Genomic DNA, 20417 nt, shown 5'->3' on the forward strand with positions numbered 1-20417 from the left:
GCACCCTGAGACGAGTTGGAGCACCCATGCCCCAGCACGTACCGCCGCCGCTGCGCACCGAGCTCCCCCGGCCGCAGCAGCACCCTTCGGCGCTTCCCCCACCCCCGCGCCGAATCGTTTTCCTCGCCCATCGGGACCTCGGCAATCCGGCGGCCGGCGGCTCCGAGCTGCTCGTCGACCGGCTGGCCGAGGGTCTGACCCGGCTGGGCCACCAGGTCACGCTGCTATGCGGCGGCCCCGCGTCCCCCACTCTCGGCTCCGCTCGAGCGGGAGGTGCCCCCATCCGGGACTACCGGGTCGTCTCGGCGGGCGGCGCCTACGGCCACTATCTGCGCGCCCGCTCCGCCTTCGCCCGTCAGGTCGGTGACTGCGACCTGCTGGTCGAGGTGTGCAACGGCATGCCCTACCTCGCGCCCATGTGGCATCGCGGCCCGACGCTGTGCCTGGTCAACCACGTACACACCGATCTGTGGCAGATGCGCTTCGGCGGGCCGCTCGCCCCCGCCGCCCGGATCGGCCGAAGACTCGAGCACTGGGCGCTGACCGGGGCACAGGCCCGCAGCCTGATGGTGGCCGTGTCCCCGTCCACGGCCCACGCGCTGCGTGCGATCGGCGTGGAACGCGAACGCATCCGGGTCGTGCACAACGGCGTGGAGGAGCCGGGTCCGCGGGCGGACCGCTCGCCCGAGCCGCTGTTCGTGGCGGTGGGCCGGCTCGTCGAGTACAAGCGCATCGACCTGCTGCTACGGCTGTGGGAGCGGGTCCGGCCGGTCACCGGCGGCCGGCTGCTGATCGTCGGGGACGGCCCGGAACGCGAGCGGCTGGAGCGGCTCGCGGGCCCGGACGTGGAGTTCACCGGCCATGTCTCCGACGCCGAGAAGCACCGGCTGCTGTGCGCGGCCTGGCTGCTGGTCCATCCCTCGGCGGTGGAGGGCTGGGGCCTGGTCGTGACCGAGGCGGCCACCCGTGAGACGCCGACGATCGCCTTCGACGTGCCCGGCCTCCGGGACTCGGTGATCGACGGCGAGACCGGCGTCCTCGCCCACGGCGAGTCGTCCTTCGCCGCCGCCTGGTGCACGCTTGCGCTGTCCGCGCACCGCCGGGAGCTGATGGGCAAGGCGGCCCGTGAACACGCGGCGCGGTACCGATGGGATCGGACGGTCCGGCAGTTCCGCGCAGTTGCGGCGGAGGCGGTGAGGGGCTGGGAGCCGTGACCGGCACCGGCCTCAAGGACCCGTCGATACGCCGGTCCCTCGCCCTCTTCCGTGCCTTCCTCCGCGAGCAGGACGACCCGGAGGCCTGTTACGCGCTGCTCGCCCGGGACGCCGCCGACCAGGTCGAGGCCTACGACGGTCCCCTCGCCGGCCGCACCGTCGTGGACGTCGGCGGCGGCAGCGGTCACTTCACGGAGGAGTTCCGGCGCCGCGGCGCCGAGGCCTACCTGTTCGAGCCGGACGTACGCGAGCTGGGCGAGAAGCCGCCCGACGGGACGGTCATCGCGGACGGCTATCTGCTGCCGCTGTACGACGGGGTCGCCGACGTCACCTTCTCCTCCAACGTCCTGGAGCACGTGGCCGATCCGCAGACGTTCCTCAGCGAGCTGGCGCGGGTCACCCGGCCCGGCGGGCTGATCTACGTGTCGTTCACCAACTGGCTGTCCCCGTGGGGCGGACACGAGTGGGCGCCCTGGCACTACCTCGGCGCCGAACGGGCCCGCGCCCGTTACCGCCGCCGTACCGGCAAGGACGCCAAGCACACCCTCGGCGAGAACCTGTTCGCCGTGCACATCGGCCCCACCCTGCGGCAGGTGCGCGCCCGCGACGACGTCACGGTCGTCACGGCGCGCTCCCGCTACTGGCCGTTCCTCACGGAGGCCGTCGTCAAGGTCCCCGGCCTCCGTGAGCTGGCCACCTGGAACCTCCTCCTCATCCTCCGGCGGTGTCCCCCATGACGACCACGGTCCAGGCCCCTCCTCCGGCAGCCGTCCCCACCACCGCGACCACCGCGGGTCCCCCGGAGGGCCCGCGGTCGCGGCGCTGGCTGCTGGGGTTCTGGGCCGTGGTCCTCGTGCTGTTCCTGGCCGTGCAGCCGGGCCGGCAGACCTTCGACACCAAGCTCGGGGTGACCGTCGACCCCGGGCAGTTCCTCGCCGATCTCGGCCAGTTGTGGCACGACCGGGGCGGCTTCGGCGGCATCCAGGACCAGTACGTCGGCTACCTGTGGCCGATGCTGCCGTTCCACTGGCTGTGCCGCACGGCCGGCCTGCCGGTGTGGCTGGCGGAACGCCTGTGGATGTCGATCATCGTCGCCGTCGCCTTCTGGGGCGCCCTGCGGCTGGCGGAGCGGCTGCGCATCGGCAACGGCACGTCCCGGCTGCTCGCGGCAGCGGCGTACGCGCTGTGGCCGGTGTTCACCACCGTCGTCGGCTCGACGTCGGCGGCGGCGCTGCCCGGCGCGTTCCTGCCGTGGGTGCTGCTGCCGCTGACGAACGAGCGGTACAGCGCACGGGTCGCGGCGATCCGCTCGGCGCTGATCGTCCCGTTCATGGGGGGTGTGAACGCGGCCTCGACGCTGGCGTCCCTGCTCCCGGTGGGCCTGTACCTGCTGTCCCGCCCGCCCGGGCCACGGCAGCGCAAGCTGATCGCCTGGTGGGTGCCGGGCATGCTGGTGGCGACCGCCTGGTGGTGGATCCCGCTGCTGCTGCTCGGCGTGTACGGCGAGAACTTCCTTCCCTATGTGGAGAGTTCGCAGACCACGACGGCCACGATGTCGGCGCCGGAGGCGCTGCGCGGCGCGGGCAACTGGGTGGCGTATCTGCACTTCGGTGAGGCGTGGTTGCCGGCCGGGTGGGCGGTGGCGTCCTCGGTGGTCGTGATCCTCTGCTCGGCGTGCGCGGCCGGGCTGGGCCTGGCCGGGCTGGCGCGCCGGGACCTGCCGGAGCGGCGGTGGCTGGTGCTGACCGTGCTGACGGCGGCGCTGATCCTGCTCGCCGGGTACGGCGGGGCTTTCGGCGCGCCCTTCCACGACACCGTGCAGGACTGGCTGAACGGCTGGCTGGCACCCTTCCGGAACATCTACAAGTTCCAGACAGGTCTGGCCCTGGCGCTGGTGCTGGGCCTGGCCCACCTGGTCGCCGTCGCCGCCGAACCGCGAGGCGCCCGCCCCGTGCCCGGCCGCCGCTTCGCACCGCTGGTCGCGGCGGTGCTGATCCTTCCGGGCCTGCTGTGGCCGTACCTCAACGGATCGATCCTCAACCCGGGCTCGTTCCAGGAGCTCCCCAAGTACTGGCAGACCACGGCCGACTGGCTGGAGAAGTACTCCCCCGACTCGCGCGCCCTGGTCGTCCCGGCCACCGCGCACGGCATCCACACCTGGGGCTCGACCATCGACCAGCCCCTGGACGTCCTCGCCGACTCCCGCTGGGCCCAGCGCGACTACGTCCCCTTCGGCACCCCCGGCAACCGGCGCGCGATGGACGCGGTCGAACAGGCGCTGCTGACCGGCGGCGAAGTGCCGGGCCTGGCGGACTATCTGAGCCGCGCCGGGATCCACTACGTCGTCGTACGCAACGACCTCGACCCCGACCAGATCGGCGCCGTCCCGACGACGACCGTCAAGCGCACCCTGGAGCAGTCCGGCTACCAGCGGGTGACCGGCCTCGGCCCGGTCATGACCGGCGGGCGGATCGCCGACGACACCCCGCTCCAGGTCGAGGGCCTCTACCCCCGGCAGCGGGCGGTGGAGATCTACCAGCCGCGCGGCGAGGACGTTCCCCGGCCCGGCCAGGCCACGCTGTACCCGGTCGCCGACACGGCCGTCGTCTCCGGCGGCCCCGAGTCCCTGCTGCCGCTCGCCTCCGAACTGCGCGGCCGGGCCACCGTCCTGACCGGCGACAACCACCCCGGGCTCGGCTCCCCGCAGCTCCAGGTCGTCGGCGACGGACTGCGCCGCGCCGACACCCGGTTCGGCCTGGTCAACGCCAACACCTCGTACACGTACACCCGGGACGAGCGGAACGCCCCGGACGCCTACCAGGACGCGGACGAGCCACCGCACCAGATCCTGCCGGTGACCGGCACCGGCCACCAGACGGTGGCCGAACTGCGCGGCGCCCGCTCGGTGACGGCGTCCTCGTACGGCAGCTGGTTCTTCCATCTCCCGCAGTTCGACCCGGTGAACGCCTTCGACGGCAACCCGGACACCGCCTGGACGGAGGGCTCGGACGGCACACCGAACGGGCAGTGGCTGCGCATCGGCTTCACGGACGACTACGACATGCCGTCGTCGTTCAGGGTCACGCCGCTGCCGCAGGAGAGCGTGCGGGCGGCGCCGACGCGGGTGCGGGTGGAGACCGAGCGGGGCTCCGTCACCAGCTTCCTCCAGCCGAACGGCATGACCCAGCGCATCAAGGCACCGGCCGGCGCGACGAGTTGGATGAAGCTGACGATCGTCGACTCGGTGGAGCGCCGGGCCGGTCTGCTGGGCGCGGGCTTCGCCGAGATCACCCTGCCGGACGTACAGGTGACCCGGATGCTGCGGCTCCCGACGGACGCGTCGGAAGCGACGCCTGGTGAGCTCATCTCCCTGCACCGCACCGCCGACCCCACCGGCACGTCCCCGACCGGCACCGAGGCGGGCCTGCACCGCCGCTTCTCGACGGGCACGGCGGGAACGTACGAGGTGAAGGCGAGCGCGGTGCCGATACCCGGCGAGGAACTCGACCGGCTGCTCTACGAGATCGCGCCCGACCAGCAGGACCGCATCACCGCGACCGCCGACTCCACAGCACGACTCGGCACGGGCCTGTCCGCACGCAACCTCACCGACGGCGACCTGACGACGGCATGGATCGCGGGCGACCGCCCGACGATCCACCTGCGCTGGCCGGCCAAGCAGCCGGTGAGCGAACTGGTGCTGGCCCCGGCGGGCGGCCTGTCCACCCGCCCCACGGAGGTGCACATCAGCTCCCCCGACGGCGCGGCCACCGCCGGCGTCGACGAGAACGGCTGGGTCCGCTTCCCGCCGATCACGACGGACCGCCTCGACATCACCATCACCGAAACCGCCCCCTTGACCCTCCACAACCCGGTCGTCGACGAGGACCTGCAACTCCCGGTGGGCTTGACGGAGGCGTACCTCCCGGCCCTCGACCGCTACCGCACCCCGCAGCCGAAGCCCGAACGGACCTTCTCGCTGCCGTGCGGGGAAGGGCCGGTGCTGGCCGTGGACGGGAAGCTGTACCGCACGAGCGTGCAGGGGACCGTACGCGACCTGGCGGAACACCGGCCGGTCGAGGTGTCGGTGTGCCCGTCGGACGGGCTGGAACTGACCCGGGGCACGCACCGCGTCGAGGCGGGCGACGCCGGCCCGCTGGTCCTCACCGACGTCACCCTCACCCGCGGCACGGTGACCGAGCCCGTGACCTCCGACCGTGACCTGGAGATACGGGACTGGCTGGGCGACCTGCGCGAGGTGAGCGTCGGCTCGGGCGCGGCCTCGTACCTGACGACGTACGAGAACTTCAACGACGGCTGGCGGGCCACGCTGAACGGCGACGAACTCACCCCGGTCCGGCTGGACGGCTGGCAGCAGGGCTGGCGGATCCCGGCCGGGGCGAGCGGCACGGTCAAGCTGACGTACGAGCCGTCGACGCCCTACGAGGCCGCCCTCATCGGCAGCGGCGTGGGCATGGCGGCGCTGCTGGCCCTGGTCCTGTGGCGCCGCCGCGCCCCCAACCCCGACCCGCCGCAGCCGGTGCCCGGAGCGCCGGGCCTGTGGCTGGGCACGGCGGCGCTGACGGTGGTCGGCATCGTGATCGCCGGGTGGTTCGCGCTCCTGGTCCCGGCCCTGGCGGTGCTGGCGTACCGGCGGCACGCCCTGCTCGTCCCGATCGCCTTCGTGGCGCTCGCCGGGGCCGGCATCGCAGCGGCGACGGGCGCCGGGCAGCCGGTGGCGCACGGCACGGGAGCGTTCGGACCGGCGGCCCAACTGCTCGCCCTGATCGGCCTGTTCGCGGCCCTGGTGAGCGTACGGGAGCGGGGAGCGCCGGGGACGACGGCGGTGCTGCCACCGGTGCCGGGGACCTCCGAGCCACCGACGCAACCCCTGCCACACCGCCGACGGGGCGAGCACGGGCCGGTCCCCCAGCGCGAGCCGGCCCCTCAGCCCGACGCCGGCCCGACGGTCTCCGCGCGCGGTCCGGGGAACCCGCAGTTCGGCCAGGGGGGAGAGGAACGCCCATGACGGCAGTCGAACACCCGGCACGCATCCCGTTCCCGGTCGTGGACGAGGTGGCCCGGCACTGCCTCCAGGACGAGGAACCGGAAACCGTCCACATCGAGGTCCACCTCCCCGGCCCCCTCGACCCACCCCGCCTGTGCAAGGCGTTCACGGAGGCCCTGCAACGCCATCCCCGCATCTTGATGCGGGAGGCGCCGGGGCGGTGGTACCGACGGCGCTACGAGTGGGAGCTGACCGGGGAGCCGGACGTGGAGGTGGTGAGCTTTCCGCCGCCGACCCGGGATGCGCTACGGGACGCCCGGATCCGCGCGCTGACGGAGGCACCACCACTGTCCCTGTCGCCACCGATACGCCTTGAAGTGGTCGCGAACGTGGCTGCGGGCAGTCGTGCCGACTCAGCTGCGGGCAGTCGTGCCGCCGGGGCGATGGGGGTCCCCCCGCTCGAGCGAAGCCGAGAGTGGGGGAGGGTGGGCGCAGCGGCACCCCGCGACGCCGGGCTGCGTACCCCACCCCAGGATCCCACCGGCACAGTCCTCTTCCTCACCATCAACCACACCGCCCTGGACGGCCCAGCCTGCCTCCGCGTCCTGGCCACCGCAGCGGAGCTGTACAGCGGCGTGGACAACTCCCCCACCGCACCCCCCGCACGCGCGCCCGAAACCCCCCAGGTCCCCCCGGACACCCCCTCCAACTGGACCCCACCCGCAAGAGTCGCCCCCGGCACCCCCGCCCCCTCCCCCGGCAACGGCATGCTCGTCACCGACCTCCCCCTCCCCCACCGCCCCAAGGGCTCCCCCTACACGGTGAACGACCAGCTCATGGTCACCACCGCCCTGACGATCGCCCACTGGAACCGCGAACACGGCACCCTCCCCCACTCTCGGCTTCGCTCGAGCGGGGGGACCCCCATCCGCCCCCTGCGCATCACCATGCCGGTGGACAACCGCCCCCGCGACACGACGATGCCCATCGGCAACGGCACCCGCCTCGTCGAAGTCCCCTTCTCCCCAGACGAGTTGACCCCGACCGACATGGACACCCTGCTCCGCCGGACGGCAACCCGCACCCGCGCTCTCAAGTCCCTCTCCCGTCCCCAACTCGGCCACGGAGCCGCCCTGTTGACCGCGCCCGTCCTCCCGGTCCCGTGGCGCGCCGCCCTCACCCGCGGCCTCCGCCGCGCCGCAGCACCCTGGACGTCCACAACGCTGCTCAGCAACATCGGCCGCGTCCCGTACCCCCTGGACTTCGGCGAGGAGGCCGGCCGCGCCCACGCGGTCTGGTTCTCGGCCCCCGCCCGTATGCCCCGCGGCCTCACGGTCACCACCGCATCGACGGCCGGCCGCCTCCACCTCGCGCTGCGCTGGTCCCGCACCCTGCTCAGCCACGGCGACGGCGCCCATCTGCGGGACCTGTTCGAGCACTACCTGCACACCACGGAGGTCACCCGATGACCACCACCGCACCCCCCGGCAACCTGCGGGACTTCTACGAGAACCCCGCCGTCCCCGTCGCCTCCGGCACCCCCCGCAGCCTCCGCCAGGCCCGCATGCTGGCCGCCGCCCTCGGCACCGACACGGCCCAGACCGTCCTCGACATCGGCTGCGGAGACGGCACAGCGGCCGCCACCGCCGCCCCCCTCCTCCCCGGCCACCGCATCGTCGGCGTCGACTGGTCCCACGACGCCCTGACCCGCGCCTGCAACCGGCTGCCGTACGCGGTGCGCGGCGAACTGACCGCACTGCCCTTCCGAACGGGCTCCGCCGACGCCGTCCTCTTCAGCGAGGTGATCGAACACCTCGTGGACCCGGACACCGCCCTGGAGGAGATCCGACGCGTCCTGCGCCCGGGCGGCCATCTGATGCTGTCCACCCCGAACCTGGCCGCCTGGTACAACCGCGCCCTGCTGGCCGTCGGCGTCCAGCCGGTCTTCTCCGAGGTGAGCCTGCGCGCGATCCACGGCCGCCCCGGCCGGGAGGTCGTCGGACACCTGCGGCTGTACACCGCCCGCGCGCTACGGGAGTTCGTCGCGGCGGCGGGCTTCGAGGTCGTACGACTTACCGGAGCGCCCTTCCACGGCGTACCGCGCCCGCTGCGACCGCTGGACCGGCTGGCCTGCGCCAGACCACCCCTCGCCTCGATCCTGCTCCTGCACGCGCGAAGGACATAGGCCGTGTGGTGGGGAGTGGCCGCGGCCCTGATGGCGAACGTCCTGTACAGCAGCGGGTTCGTACTGGAGAAGCGGGCGCTGGCCGCCCTGCCCGAGGTCACGGTCCGCCGCCCCGGCCGCCTGCTGCGCCTGGTGCTCGGCAGCCCGCTGTGGATCGGCGGCTCGCTCGCCCTCGCGGCCGGGTTCGCCGCCCAGCTCATCGTCTACCGCACCCTGCCGATCGCCGCCGCCCAGGGCATCTTCGTCTCCGGCCTGGTACTGCTGGTACTGCTCTCCGCCCGGCTGCTGGGCGAGGAGACCAGCGGACGGGAGCGGTATGCACTGGCTGCGATCCTCGCCGCCCTGCTGATGGTCGTACTGTCGCTGGACGAGGCCACGGACACGGTCAGCCGGCAAGCCCCCTACGCCCTGGTCCTGCTGCTGTGCGTGCCGTCGCTGGCGTCCGGCGTGTGGCTGTACCGCGCGGCCGAACGCCGGGCCCTGCGCCGCCACCGGCTGCCGACGACCGGCGTCGAGTACGGGGTGGCGGTGGGCCTGCTCTACGGGGTCAGCTCGCTCGCGATCAAGGGGGTCTCCGGCTACTGGACGACAAGTGACCCGGCCGGCGCACTCCTGTCCGTACTGCGCTCCCCGTACCCGTACCTCCTGCTCTTCACCGGCGCGTTCGGCCTGGTCATGTCGCAGGCCGCGCTGCAGCGCTGCCGGGCCTCGCTGATCGTGCCGGTGTGCACGACGGTGACCTGCCTGTACACGGCGGTGCTCGGAACGCTGTCGTTCGGCGAGGCACTGCCGGACGACCCGCTGCGGCTGGCACTGCGGCTGACGGGCACGGCGCTGGCGGTCACGGTGCTGCTGAGCATGCCGAAGCACGATACGGCACCCCAACCACCCCTCACCGCCTAGGAGTTGACACCACCATGACCCCCGACGACCCGCTGCTGAAGATCCTGGCGTGCCCCCTCGACAAGGGCCAGCTGCACCTGCTGCCGCCGGACGGATCCATGACGTCGAAGGAGGCCCTGTACAACCCACGCCTGCGCCGCCGCTACCCGATCGTCGACGGCATCCCGCAGCTCCTGCCGTCCTCCGGGGAACAGGTCTCGGAGGACGAACACGAGGAGCTCCTCAAACGGATGGCGTCATGACCACGCTTGCCGCCCGCCTCGCCCCCTTCCTCCCGGCCCGCCTGGTCGCCGCGACCGCCCGCGCGGTGTACCCCCGCTTCGAACCGGAGCTGGCCAGGATCGCCGACTTCTGCCCGCCCGGCTGCGGCACCGCGGTCGACGTCGGCGGCTGGTACGGCCCGTGGACCCGCCGGCTGAGCGCCCGCTCACGCCGGGTGGTGACCGTCGAACCGGTCCCGCACCTGGCGCGCCTGCTCTCCTCGACGACCCCGGCGAACGTCCGCGTGATCCAGGCCGCCGCCACGGACCGCCCCGGCACCGCTCGCCTCTGGCTCCCCCTGGACGACACCGGCGACCGAGGCGTCTCGTCCCTCATCCGCCGGGACATCCACGCCCACGCGATGGAGGTCCCCTGCGTCGCCCTCGACGACCTGGGCCTGAGGGACGTCGATTTCATCAAGGTCGACGTGGACGGCAGCGAACTGTCGGTCCTGCGCGGCGCGACGGCTCTGCTGGCCCGCGACCGCCCGACCCTGCTGGTGGAACTGGAGACCCGCATCCAGCCGATCACCCCGGTCCTGACGTACATGTCGCTCCTCGACTACGACGGCTGGGTACTCCCCGGCAGAAACTGGATCCCCCTCTCCGACTTCCCCCTGGAGTCCCACCAGGCGATCACCTCCCACGTCGCCTCCCACGGCCTGCTCCGCCGGGTCCTCCCCCTCCGCGCCCGCCCCCGCTACGTCAACTCCGTCCTCTTCCTCCCGGACGGCCGGCGTCCGGGCAGGCCCCGGGTGGGCGACGATGGATCCCATGCCGCCACGCTCAGAAAAGCCCCCCGCTAGCGGAAAACCCGCCGCCGACCCCTTCACGCCCCTCGACTTCCAGCTCGTCCTGCTGCGCCGCATGGCCGACCACAACCCCGATCTGGTGGAGGACGCCCGCCGCGAACTCGGCGTCTCACTCACCCAGATGCGGGAGGCGAACAAATGCTGGCAGGCCATGCTCCGCTCGCCCCGGTCCCGCAGCGCGGCATCCCGCTACCGCTCGGTCCTCGGCCCACCCGAGTCGACGACCCCCCGCCGCATCGGCGACCTCGGCTGCGAGGCCTGGCAATGGCCGGTCCTCCTCTGGCCGGACCTGCGCTTCGAGGTCCTCGTAGCGCCGAACGGGGTGGTGTGGAACGAGTGGCTGGTCCGCGCACCGGGCGCGGAAGCCCCCGCCCTGCACACGATCGACGACCTCACCCCGTGGTCCTGCACGGTCGACGAGGCGGCCCGCGCCTTCGCCCCGGCCCGCCCTCTGGAGGGGACGGCACCGACGCGGTGGGGGCTGGCGTTCGTGGCGCCGGACGCGCGAGGTGTGCGGCACGAGGTCGTCGCGGAGTTCACGTGGGGGTTGCTGCAGCGGACGGCCGTCGGCGACTAGTGCGCCGGAGCGCGGCAAAGGGCGGGAGAGTGGTGGGCAGGCCGTCCACATGGGCGTGCGCTTCGACGAGGCGTTGCTCAAGGACCGCGACGGACATCACCTCACGAACATCCGACGGTCAAGTCCTGCCACAATTGGCCGATTTGACCCATCCTCCCACGCCCGCACCCCCGCCGACACCGGGCACCGCGATCGACCAGCTGAGCCAAATCGGCCAATTGCAACGTCGGCCAACAGGTCGGCGGGTTGTCCACAGGGCTGTGCGGCTGTCCCGACTTCTCCGGCACCCTGGGGCCGTGGCAGACGGGGACCGCAGAACGCTGGGCGAGCTGAGCGAGGGCGGAGTGCTGCTCGTCTCCCGCGCTCTGGAGGCCGGGTGGCCCCGAAGTTCACTCACGCGTGCCCTGCGTATCGAGGGCTGGACCCAGCTCCGACACGGTGCCTGGGCCGAACCTGGGCGGACCCCGGACCTCGTCACACAGCTCCGGGCGATGCAGCTACTCGAGCCCCGGCTCGTCGTGAGTCACCGGTCGGCCGCCGCGCTCTGGCTGATCGAGACACTCGCCCCGGCCGCCTCCGTCAGGCCGCTCGATTTCATTCTCCCCGAGCTCAACCACCGCCCGAAGGGAAAGGGCATACGGGTCCACCGCCTCCACCTCGCCCCGGACGAGGTGACGGAACGGCAAGGCCTGCGGGTCACCGGCGCGATCCGTACGGTCGCCGACCTGCTTCGGGCCGGACCACGGGACGAGGCCCTGGTCGCCGTGGACTCGGCGCTCTCGCGGCGGACGGTCGGCGGAGTACGGCGTGCGCCGCTCACGGTGCACGCCACACTCGCCGCCGCGCTCGACAGCCCGATCCGGGGGTCGGCCAGGGCACGCCGGTGGCTGGAGCTGGCCGATCCGGGCGCAGGTTCACCGGCGGAGACGATGGCACGCCTGCGGATGCATGACGCCGGCCTCCACCCCGAGTCCCAGACCGAGCTGCGCACCCCCGACGGACGCCGATGCTTCCTTGACTTCCTCTTCCGGGCCGAGGGCCTGGGCGTGGAGATCGAGGGGTACGCCTACCACGGCACCCGCGAGTCCCACCGCCGGGACGTGGACCGCTTCAACCGCATCGCGCAGTGCCCCGAGGTACGCCTGGTCCTCCGCTTCACCGCCGATGACGTCTTTCATCGCCCGGCGTGGGTGATCCAGCAGATCCGCGCCGCCCTTGCAGCGTGCGCGAGTTGGGCGTCTGCGACAGGGGACGCTGTGCGAGCGTGAGCTTGAGAGCGCGGTGCGTCTTCCAAGGCGGGGCAGGATGGCCACCTGGCCGTCAGCGTCACTGGCCACCACTACGGAGGCGTCACGGAGCGGCACCGCGTGACCTGGCTGAGCCCTGAGCGCGGTGCTGTCGGTCGTGTGTCGTACTGTTCGCCGAGCTTCGCCACCCCCATCGGAGAACCGCATGTCCTCGCTTGCTCGGCTTGTCGCAACGCTTGCCGCTCCTTTGCCCGCCTCACGGGCATTCGCCCCGTCCCTGATCGGGCTGCCGGGACGCAGGGCACTCCTGCAACGCTGCGACAGCGAGCTGGTCGTACAGGACGTGGACGGCTCGTTCGGGACGGCGGGCGAGGCCACGATCCGGTTCCCTACCCCTTGGCCGCGGCGGTTCGGCACTTCCACGGTGGCACCGGACGGGAGCCTTGCCGTCTTCGCCGGAGTGCACGCGCTGCGGGCCATCGACCGCACGGGAGCGGTCCGGTGGGAGGTCCGCCACGGTTGCTGGTACGGCGCCTGCAGAGAGATGCACCGCTCGTTCGAGGAGTACGCCGACGACCGCGACCACCGGTACCCGGACGGCGGCTCCGCCGGCTTCTCCGCCGACGGACGCCTGGTGTGGGCGCACGTACGCGGTCCTTTGCCCGGCGGCGAGCTGGACGCGGAGACAGTGGACGAGTGGCTGGTCCTCGACGCCGTCGACGGACGGCTGCTCGCGCGGGCGAACGCCCGGTCAGCGGCCGCCGGCAGTGTGCACGTGCCCCATCCGGATCCGCGGCGGATGGGGCTGACCATCGGGGAGGGACAGGACGGATCGCCCCTGCGCTGGGGACGCTGGGACGGCGAGACCCTGACCGTGGAGTACTTCGAGGACCAGGACCTGGTCCTGCTCGACGTGAGCCCGTCGGGCGACCGGTTCCTGACCGTGAACCACGACCAGGACACCCTGGCCGTACACGACATCGAGGACGGCTCCGTCCTGGCCGAGTGGGACGCCGAGTCGGTCATCCCCCGACACCCCGACGCGGAGCCCGACAACGACGAGATGTGGCCCTTGTGGGACTGGGCGGGGGGCTTCGTCGACGAGGCCACCGTGATCACCGGAACCGTCGAGAGCGACGAAGAATGGGGCGAAGGCCGGCACTGGCTGATCGGCACCTCCCCGACGCGCTCGCCTGAACCGGTCACCTATCCCTTCCCGGTGTCCGGCATTCCCACCGGGCTCGGTGACGGGACTTGGTACACGGTCGCAGAGTCCGAAGTACATGTGTGGGCGCTGCGCTGACCGCCTTCCGCCGAGAGCAGAGCCTGCCATTTTGTTCTCCCCGCAACCAACTGGGGTGGCCAGGATCGATCTCGGGATCTACGGGCAGCTGGCCGCCGGTGACAACGGCCTGTTCTGGCCCGCCGACCCCGCGGAGCGCGCCAAGGCCGCCCGGCGCCGCAGGTCGAAGCGAGTGAAGTCGTCCCCCCGGGCGAAGGCCGACATGGCCAGGTCGGATGAACTGGCAGGCATCGCCGTACCCGTGTGGGAGGTGCGGCGCGGCCACGCGCGGGAGCTGCCAGCGTATGTGACGGCGGGGGAGATCACCCCGGTGGTCGACCGGATCGTGTCCCGGTTCGACGACTACGCCGACCGCTGGCACACGCTGCCGGTCGGAGGTTCGCTGACCCTGACGTGGTGACGTCGGCTCAGTCCGCCACCACGGAACGTGTGCCAGACCCCAGCTCACGTTGTAAGAGCCAACCGAACGCGCAGGGCGTACGACGACAGCCGGTCGCCGAGTCCGCGTGGGAGATGTTGCAGCGGACGGTGGTCGTCGACCAGCCAGGCCCGCTACGGCGCCCGCTTCAGGTCGACCCGCCTCCGTACGAGGTTGATGCCGACGACCTCGACGGACAGCTCGTCGCCCACCTCGGGCAGGGAAGGGTCGTTGAGCGTGTCCCGGTGCACCAGCCCCTCGACGCCGTCGGCCACCCGCACGAACACGCCGAACGGGACCGCCTTGGTGACCGTGCCGCGTACCACCCGACCGAGCCCGTTCCGTGCGAACTCCGTCAGGGGGTCCGGAGCCAGGGCCGCCAGGGACAGTCGGACCTGCTGCCGGGACAGTTCGAAGGCGAGGATCTCGGCGGTGACCTCCTGGCCGACGTGGACGACCTCGTCGAGCGAGTCGAACCGGTGCCGGGAAAGTTCGGGGACGGTGACGAAGCCCTCGACGCCGTCGAGGTCCACGAACACACCGAAGGGCTCGATGCGGGTGACGACTCCCCGCACGATCTGCCCGCGCTCCAGCCCTCGCCACGTGGTCTCGGCTCCGGCGAGCCGGCGCCGGGTGCCGACGAGCGTGGCCAGATCCTCGGCCAGCGCGATCTCGACCGTCTTCAGCGCGGGATGCTCCAGCCAGTACCGCCGGGGCAGGTCCACGGCCCCCTCGTGCAGCGGCGGCCAGTCGGCGGCCGGGGTGAAGTCGTCGATCACGATCGTGCCGCCCGGAGCGAGGAGCCGGGCCGGGTCGGCCGGGGTGTCGTCCGAGGCCTTGGCCGTACCGCCGCCGTCGAGGACCAGCAGGTCGTAGGGCCCGTGCTCCTCGATGCGCTGCCAGTCACCCGTGACCACCTCCACCTCGGGCCGGTCCGCGAACACCTCAGCCGCGACCCGGGCCCGCTCCGGATCCCGCTCCACGCTCACCAGTCGTACGCCCTCACCCGCCCCCGAGGCGAGCCAGGCCAGACCGACGCCGCAGCCCGTGCCCGTCTCGCCGATCAGGTGGCGGGCGCCGCCCGCCAACGCGTGCAGCAGGCGGCCCTGTTCGGAGCGGCAGGAGTGGGGGAAGCCGTGGGCGCGGGCGGCGGTGAGGGCGCGTTCGACGAGTGGGGGAAGGAGGTCGGTGGAGTCGTACGCGTCCGTTCCGGAGATCGACATGACGGCGATCCTGCCGCACCGTCCGTTCGCCCGTAAGGCTCAGGCGCTTCGTCGCTCCTTGACGAAGAACACAGCCACATAGCCGAGCCGCACCGTGATCACCACCCCCAGGCCCGCCCAGATGAGAGGCCAGGACTCCCCTTCGCTGCCCACCAACTCCGTCGGTACGGCGCCGATCCGCCCCCGAGGGTCGTAGGTGACGTCCACGCGGCTTCCCGGGTTTGCCCACCGAACTCCCATGACGAACTTGTCCGGTCGTCCGGCCGCGCAGTTCAGGTGGTGCACGTAGTCGGTCCGGGTGCTGGTGTGCGTCACGTTTCCCGCGCTGTCGTAGTGCGTGGTGGTGTGCCGCTGTTCGTCGACCTCGACGACCGTGCACCTGGTGTGCCTGCCGCGGGTCTGCAGCACCTCGTCATCCACGCGGCCGCTCACTGCTCCGGCCACCCCGCACAGCAGCAGACTGCTCAGTCCCATCACGAGGAACTGGGCGATGAACCCCCTCTCACTGCGTAGATAGAGCACGAAGGAAAAGAACCCACCGAAGAAGCCGGCGATGACCAGCACCACGCCCAGGGCCGCGCTCGGCCAGCCGGGGCCGTGAGCGTTCAGCAGGGCTCCCGCGTACGTGACTCCCACCACGGATACCGGGATCGCCACGGCCATGAAGGCGTCAACGGCCGCCCACGTCCAACCGCGTTCGTGGGTCATGAGACGGTCGAGCAAGGCCGAACCCGTCTCGACGACCGCGTCGACAGCCCGGTCCACGAGCCCCTGCCCCTGCTTGCGCATAGCCCTCCCGCAGTCGCACTCACGCTCACAGGGGACATGCCCCCGTGATTCCGTTCGTCACCCCATGTCCCAACTCCCGTCATAGACCTGTTCCGTTGGCCCCGACAGCGGACCGGACCCCACCGCGTCGCCGAAGATCACCGGGGTGCAGAATGACCTGTATGTCGAAAGCGAACACCCCGAAGACAGCAACGATCGACGACGCTCCGCTGATCAGTCGCACCCTGGCCCGCGCCTTCGACGACGACCCGATGATGCGCCGGCTCTTCCCCGGCGACGCCTCGCGCGAGGCCGGGCTGGGCCGCTACTTCACCACCATCTTCACCCGGCAGTACGTCCACCACGGCGTGTGCGAGCGCACCGAGGCGGGGGCCGCCTTCTGGGTACCGCCGGAGGCGCAGGCCAAGGCCGTTCCCGACGCGGAGACCATCCAGGAGCTCCAGAACATCCTCGGCGACCGAGCTCCCCTGTTCAGGGACATTGTCGAGACGGCCGCCAAGCACACACCCCAGGAACCGCACTGGTACCTGGCGGTGATCGGCGCCGACCCGGCCGCCCAGGGCCAGGGACACGGGGCCGCTCTGCTGCGCTCAGGGCTGGCCAAGGCCGACGCGGCGGGTCTGCCCGCCTGTCTGGAGTCCTCCAAGCCGTCCAACCTGCCCTTCTACGAGCACTTCGGCTTCACCGTGCGCGAGGAGCTGCGGCTACCGGCGAACGGGCCGGTGCTGTGGTCGATGTGGCGCGAACCGCGCAGCCCGGCCGGTGCCTAGAGGTGCTGGGCACAGCCAGTCGTCGATGACCGCGACCAGCACCGTCCCTTCGTAGCGGACGGCGAGGCGAGGTCTTCAGGACTGAGCCGGAGCCTTGCCCGCGTTCCCCGCCGCCACCATCGCCTCGGCCACCCGCGCCACCGACCCCCTGTGCAGCGACAGGAAGAGGTTCGGCTCGACCAGCTCCAGCTCCATCACCCGCGGCTCCCCGTCCTCCCCGTCCACCAGATCGACGCGCGCATACAGCAGGTCGGGCGCGTCCGGTACGGCAGCCAGGGCGCGCTCGGCGACGGCGAGTTCGGCGTCCGTCGGTTCCCACACCTCCAGCCCCGGATGGGCGACCTTGCGCTCGTCGTACGGCGTCCCCGGCGCCAGCACGGCCCCCTTGCGGCTGGCGTGCAGCAGCCGCCCGCCGAAGAACTGCAGCGCCCGCTCCCCGGCGGTGTCGATGCTCCGCACAAACGGCTGCACCATCGCCGTGAGCCCCTCCTCATGCAGGCGCGCGAGGTGTCGTACCGCCGTCTCCCGCTCCTCGGGCAGATAGCGCGCGGCGTACCGGGCACCGGCGCCGGAGGTGGGCTTGACGACGTACTCGTGGTCGTCGGGGAGGTCGGCGGGCTCGCCGGGGGCTGTGTAGCAGGTGGGGACGGTCGGCACTCCGGCCGCCGCCAGCTCACCGAGGTACCGCTTGTCGGTGTTCCACCGCACCACGTCCGCCGGATTCGCCAGCCGCGTGGCCTTGCCGCACGCCTCCGCCCAGGCCACGAACTCGGCGGCCCGCCAGCTGTAGTCCCAGGTCGAGCGGATCACGGCGAGATCGAACCCGGCCCAGTCGACCGCCGGGTCGTCCCACTCGACGGCCACCGCCTCGGCACCGCCCGCAGCCAACGCCTCGATCAGCAGCGGCAGATCACGGTCGACGCTGACCTCGGGGCCGGGGCGGCAGGTGACGAGGGCGATTCGGGGCACGGCGGGCTCCTCGGGGACGACGGCGGAACGCTGCGCAGGCTAACAATCGCCTCCGCGACCGAAGAAGACCGCTTGACCTTCCCCTTCGGTGAAGACCCAGCATCGGTGGCGGAACCGGAGGAGTGCGAGGTGCACATGAACATGCTGACGATCGGGGCTGTCGCCGAAGGCGCTGCGGCTGTACGACGAGCTGGACCTGCTGCGCCCCGCCCGGGTCGATCCGCACACCGGCTACCGCTACTACGCGGTCGAGCAGTTGGAGCGGGCCCGACTGGTGGCGTGGCTGCGCCGGCTGGGCATGCCACTGGCCAGGATCCGTATGGTGTGCGCCCTCCCGCCCACGGCCGCCGCCCAGGACATCCGCGCGTACTGGGCGCGGGTGGAGGCGGACGTGGTGGAGGCGGTGGCCTGACGGACGGGGGCCGGTCAGCGCTCCCCTTCCGGATCCCAGTCCAGCAGCCGCACCTTCGCCACCGTCCGGACATGCCGGCGCATGGCCGTGGCCGCGCGGCCGGGCTGCTGGGTCTCGATGGCGTCGAGGATGGCCTGGTGCTGGGCGAGGGAGCGGGTGGGGCGGCCGGGTTGGCGGAGGGATTCCGTGCGGCTCTCGGCGATCTGGTCGGCGATGGAGCGCATGAACTCGGCGAGGATGCTGCTGTGCGCGGCCGCCGTGACCGCGCCGTGGAAGAGGCGGTCGCCCTCGACGCCGTGACCGCCCTGCTCGATCTCCGCCGTCATGTGGGCAAGCGCCGACCGCATCGCGGCCAGGTCCTCCTCCGTGCGGCGCTCGGCGGCCAGTTCGGCGAGTTTGGTCTCCAGGGCCTCGCGGGCTTCCAGGACGTCGGGGAGGCGCCGGCGGCGTTCGACCAGTTTCTCGACCGGTTCCACTTCGAGGCTGTCGCGGACGAGGTACGTGCCGCCGCCGTGTCGCGCCTCCACCAGGCCCTGCACCTCCAGGACCACGATCGCCTGCTTCACCGAGGCCCGGCTGACGCCCAGCCGCTGGGCCAGGTCACGCTCGGGTGGCAGCCGGTCGCCGGCGCGCAGGCCGCCCTCCGCGACGTACTGGCGCAGCCGGTCCAGCACCTGCTCGTACAGGCGCTGCTTCGTCATGGGGCGCAGGGCGTCGGTCACTGGGTCCCCCTCTCGTCGGGAGCCTAGCACCGGGCAGGCGGACTGGTTGAGTGGCTGAGCCAATTCTTGCGCGCCCCCTTGACGTCCCCGGCCGGTGCGCGCACGCTGACCAGCCAGTCGGCCAAGTGGCTCAGCCACTCAACCACTCGTTGTTCGTCCTCTCGCCCGCTCGTCCATTCCCCTCACCGCTCCGGGACCCAAAGACGGGAGCCCGTATGTCCCCCGAACTCATCTCGATCCTCGTCCTCGCCGTGGTGTTCGTCATCGCCACCACCCGCTCGATCAACATGGGCGCGCTCGCCTTCGCCGCCGCCTTCGCCGTCGGCACCCTCGTCGCCGACCTCGACGCGGACGGCATCTTCGCCGGCTTCCCCGGCGACCTGTTCGTCGTCCTCGTCGGGGTCACGTACCTGTTCGCGATCGCCCGCGCCAACGGCACCACCGACTGGCTGGTGCACGCCTCGATCCGGCTGGTGCGCGGCCGGGTCGCGCTGATCCCCTGGGTGATGTTCGCCCTGACCGGCGCGCTCACGGCGATCGGTGCGGTCAGTCCGGCCGCCGTCGCGATCGTCGCGCCGATCGCGCTGAGCTTCGCCGCCCGCTACGGGATCAGCCCGCTGCTGATGGGCGCGATGGTGGTGCACGGCGCGCAGGCCGGCGGTTTCTCGCCGATCAGCATCTACGGTTCGATCGTCAACGGCATCGTGGAGCGGGAGAAGCTCCCGGGCAACGAGGTCGCCCTCTTCCTGGCCTCCCTGGTCGCCAACCTCGTGATCGCGGGTGTGGTGTTCGTCCTCTTCGGGGGGCTCAAGCTGTGGAGGCAGGGGGCGGTGACGACCACGGACGGGACTGCATCGACATCGACCGGGAAGCAGCCTCCCGCAGTAACCGGGAACAGCACCGGCACCAACCCGGCCCCCACCCCCACCGCCGTCCTCACCCGCGACGACGACCACGAACCCGGCACCCGCCTCACCCCCGCCCGCTCCGCCACCCTCGTCTCCCTGGTCGCCCTCGTGGTCGCCGTCCTCGCCTTCGACCTGGACGCGGGTCTGACCGCGATCACCCTGGCCGTCGTCCTCAGCACCGCCTGGCCCGAGGACAGCCGCGCCGCGGTCGGCCAGATCGCCTGGCCCACCGTCCTGCTGATCTGCGGCGTACTCACCTACGTCGGTGTCCTGGACGAGATGGGCACCATCACCTGGGCCGGCGAGGGCGTCGGCGGCATCGGCGTTCCGCTGCTGGCGGCGCTCCTGCTGTGCTACATCGGCGCGATCGTCTCGGCGTTCGCCTCGTCCGTCGGCATCATGGGCGCGCTGATTCCGCTGGCGGTGCCGTTCCTCGCGCAGGGCGAGATCGGGGCGGTCGGCATGGTGGCGGCGCTGGCGGTGTCGGCGACGGTGGTGGACGTGAGCCCGTTCTCGACGAACGGCGCGCTGGTCCTGGCCGCGGCACCCGACGTCGACCGTGAGCGTTTCTTCCGGCAGCTGATGGTGTACGGAGGGATTGTGGTGGCGGCGGTGCCCGCGGTGGTGTGGCTGGTGCTGGTCGTGCCCGGCTTCGGGTAGCCCTCACGTGCGCCATGGCAACAGGTGACGACGCCCA

At 72.1% G+C, this 20417-nt stretch carries 18 protein-coding genes and 1 pseudogene; 15 read left to right on the plus strand and 4 right to left on the minus strand.

Going from position 1 to position 20417, the window contains the following annotated elements; translation table 11 throughout:
* Positions 1-26: 26 nt before the first annotated feature.
* The 12 genes from ACFVJQ_RS15960 (at position 27) to ACFVJQ_RS16015 (ending at position 13909) form a co-directional block, all read left to right on the plus strand.
* Positions 27-1214 (plus strand): glycosyltransferase family 4 protein, encoded by a 1188-nt coding sequence (locus ACFVJQ_RS15960; protein WP_385513100.1) that lies wholly within the window; start codon positions 27-29, stop codon positions 1212-1214.
* Positions 1211-1951 carry a bifunctional 2-polyprenyl-6-hydroxyphenol methylase/3-demethylubiquinol 3-O-methyltransferase UbiG gene (locus ACFVJQ_RS15965; RefSeq protein ID WP_129800943.1) on the plus strand — a complete coding sequence of 247 codons (741 nt, stop codon included), beginning with the start codon at positions 1211-1213 and terminating at the stop codon, positions 1949-1951. Before ACFVJQ_RS15960 ends, ACFVJQ_RS15965 begins: the two co-directional genes overlap by 4 nt.
* Positions 1948-6243 carry a DUF3367 domain-containing protein gene (locus tag ACFVJQ_RS15970; RefSeq protein WP_385784249.1) on the plus strand — a complete coding sequence of 1432 codons (4296 nt, stop codon included), beginning with the start codon at positions 1948-1950 and terminating at the stop codon, positions 6241-6243. The genes ACFVJQ_RS15965 and ACFVJQ_RS15970 overlap by 4 nt, the downstream gene beginning before the upstream one ends.
* Positions 6240-7691, plus strand: a complete 1452-nt coding sequence (locus ACFVJQ_RS15975) for a condensation protein (RefSeq protein ID WP_385784252.1) — start codon at positions 6240-6242, stop codon at positions 7689-7691. The genes ACFVJQ_RS15970 and ACFVJQ_RS15975 overlap by 4 nt, the downstream gene beginning before the upstream one ends.
* Complete coding sequence (locus ACFVJQ_RS15980) at positions 7688-8407, plus strand: class I SAM-dependent methyltransferase (RefSeq protein WP_385784255.1); 720 nt, start codon at positions 7688-7690, stop codon at positions 8405-8407. The genes ACFVJQ_RS15975 and ACFVJQ_RS15980 overlap by 4 nt, the downstream gene beginning before the upstream one ends.
* 15 nt (positions 8408-8422) lie before the next feature.
* Positions 8423-9310: a hypothetical protein gene (locus ACFVJQ_RS15985; protein ID WP_385784330.1), complete on the plus strand. Its 888-nt coding sequence runs from the start codon at positions 8423-8425 to the stop codon at positions 9308-9310.
* Between the two features lie 14 nt (positions 9311-9324).
* Positions 9325-9552, plus strand: a complete 228-nt coding sequence (locus ACFVJQ_RS15990; RefSeq protein ID WP_385784258.1) for a Trm112 family protein — start codon at positions 9325-9327, stop codon at positions 9550-9552.
* Complete coding sequence (locus ACFVJQ_RS15995; RefSeq protein WP_385784261.1) at positions 9549-10376, plus strand: FkbM family methyltransferase; 828 nt, start codon at positions 9549-9551, stop codon at positions 10374-10376. Before ACFVJQ_RS15990 ends, ACFVJQ_RS15995 begins: the two co-directional genes overlap by 4 nt.
* Entirely contained in the window at positions 10336-10959 is a 624-nt protein-coding gene (locus tag ACFVJQ_RS16000) for a hypothetical protein (RefSeq protein ID WP_385784264.1), read from the plus strand. Before ACFVJQ_RS15995 ends, ACFVJQ_RS16000 begins: the two co-directional genes overlap by 41 nt.
* Before the next feature lie 296 nt (positions 10960-11255).
* On the plus strand, positions 11256-12227 hold the full coding sequence (locus tag ACFVJQ_RS16005) for a hypothetical protein (RefSeq protein WP_385784267.1): 972 nt from the start codon (positions 11256-11258) through the stop codon (positions 12225-12227).
* Positions 12228-12411: 184 nt separating this feature from the next.
* On the plus strand, positions 12412-13509 hold the full coding sequence (locus tag ACFVJQ_RS16010) for a hypothetical protein (RefSeq protein ID WP_385513091.1): 1098 nt from the start codon (positions 12412-12414) through the stop codon (positions 13507-13509).
* Positions 13510-13564: 55 nt separating this feature from the next.
* Complete coding sequence (locus tag ACFVJQ_RS16015) at positions 13565-13909, plus strand: hypothetical protein (protein ID WP_385513090.1); 345 nt, start codon at positions 13565-13567, stop codon at positions 13907-13909.
* 152 nt (positions 13910-14061) lie between these two features.
* On the opposite strand, the gene ACFVJQ_RS16020 is transcribed toward ACFVJQ_RS16015, so the two are convergent.
* Complete coding sequence (locus ACFVJQ_RS16020) at positions 14062-15150, minus strand: S1 RNA-binding domain-containing protein (RefSeq protein ID WP_385784271.1); 1089 nt, start codon at positions 15148-15150, stop codon at positions 14062-14064.
* Positions 15151-15189: 39 nt separating this feature from the next.
* The gene (locus tag ACFVJQ_RS16025) at positions 15190-15939 is read right to left on the minus strand and encodes a hypothetical protein (RefSeq protein WP_385784274.1); all 750 of its coding nucleotides are present in this window, start codon (positions 15937-15939) and stop codon (positions 15190-15192) included.
* A 161-nt stretch (positions 15940-16100) separates the two neighbouring features.
* Here ACFVJQ_RS16025 and ACFVJQ_RS16030 point away from each other — a divergent pair, with 161 nt between their 5' ends.
* Positions 16101-16709 carry a GNAT family N-acetyltransferase gene (locus ACFVJQ_RS16030; protein WP_385784277.1) on the plus strand — a complete coding sequence of 203 codons (609 nt, stop codon included), beginning with the start codon at positions 16101-16103 and terminating at the stop codon, positions 16707-16709.
* Between the two features lie 75 nt (positions 16710-16784).
* Here ACFVJQ_RS16030 and ACFVJQ_RS16035 read toward each other — a convergent pair whose 3' ends face one another.
* Positions 16785-17678: a RimK family alpha-L-glutamate ligase gene (locus tag ACFVJQ_RS16035; RefSeq protein WP_385784280.1), complete on the minus strand. Its 894-nt coding sequence runs from the start codon at positions 17676-17678 to the stop codon at positions 16785-16787.
* A 157-nt stretch (positions 17679-17835) separates the two neighbouring features.
* On the opposite strand from ACFVJQ_RS16035, the pseudogene ACFVJQ_RS16040 reads away from it, so the two are divergent.
* A pseudogene (locus ACFVJQ_RS16040) lies at positions 17836-18069 on the plus strand (MerR family transcriptional regulator); the annotation flags it as partial.
* A 35-nt stretch (positions 18070-18104) separates the two neighbouring features.
* On the opposite strand, the gene ACFVJQ_RS16045 reads toward ACFVJQ_RS16040, so the two are convergent.
* On the minus strand, positions 18105-18812 hold the full coding sequence (locus ACFVJQ_RS16045; RefSeq protein ID WP_385784283.1) for a FadR/GntR family transcriptional regulator: 708 nt from the start codon (positions 18810-18812) through the stop codon (positions 18105-18107).
* Positions 18813-19027: 215 nt separating this feature from the next.
* On the opposite strand from ACFVJQ_RS16045, the gene ACFVJQ_RS16050 reads away from it, so the two are divergent.
* On the plus strand, positions 19028-20380 hold the full coding sequence (locus ACFVJQ_RS16050) for an SLC13 family permease (protein WP_385784286.1): 1353 nt from the start codon (positions 19028-19030) through the stop codon (positions 20378-20380).
* Positions 20381-20417 lie beyond the last annotated feature (37 nt).

The sequence above is a fragment of the Streptomyces sp. NPDC127197 genome (assembly GCF_042672405.1).
GTDB lineage: Bacteria > Actinomycetota > Actinomycetes > Streptomycetales > Streptomycetaceae > Streptomyces > Streptomyces flavusporus.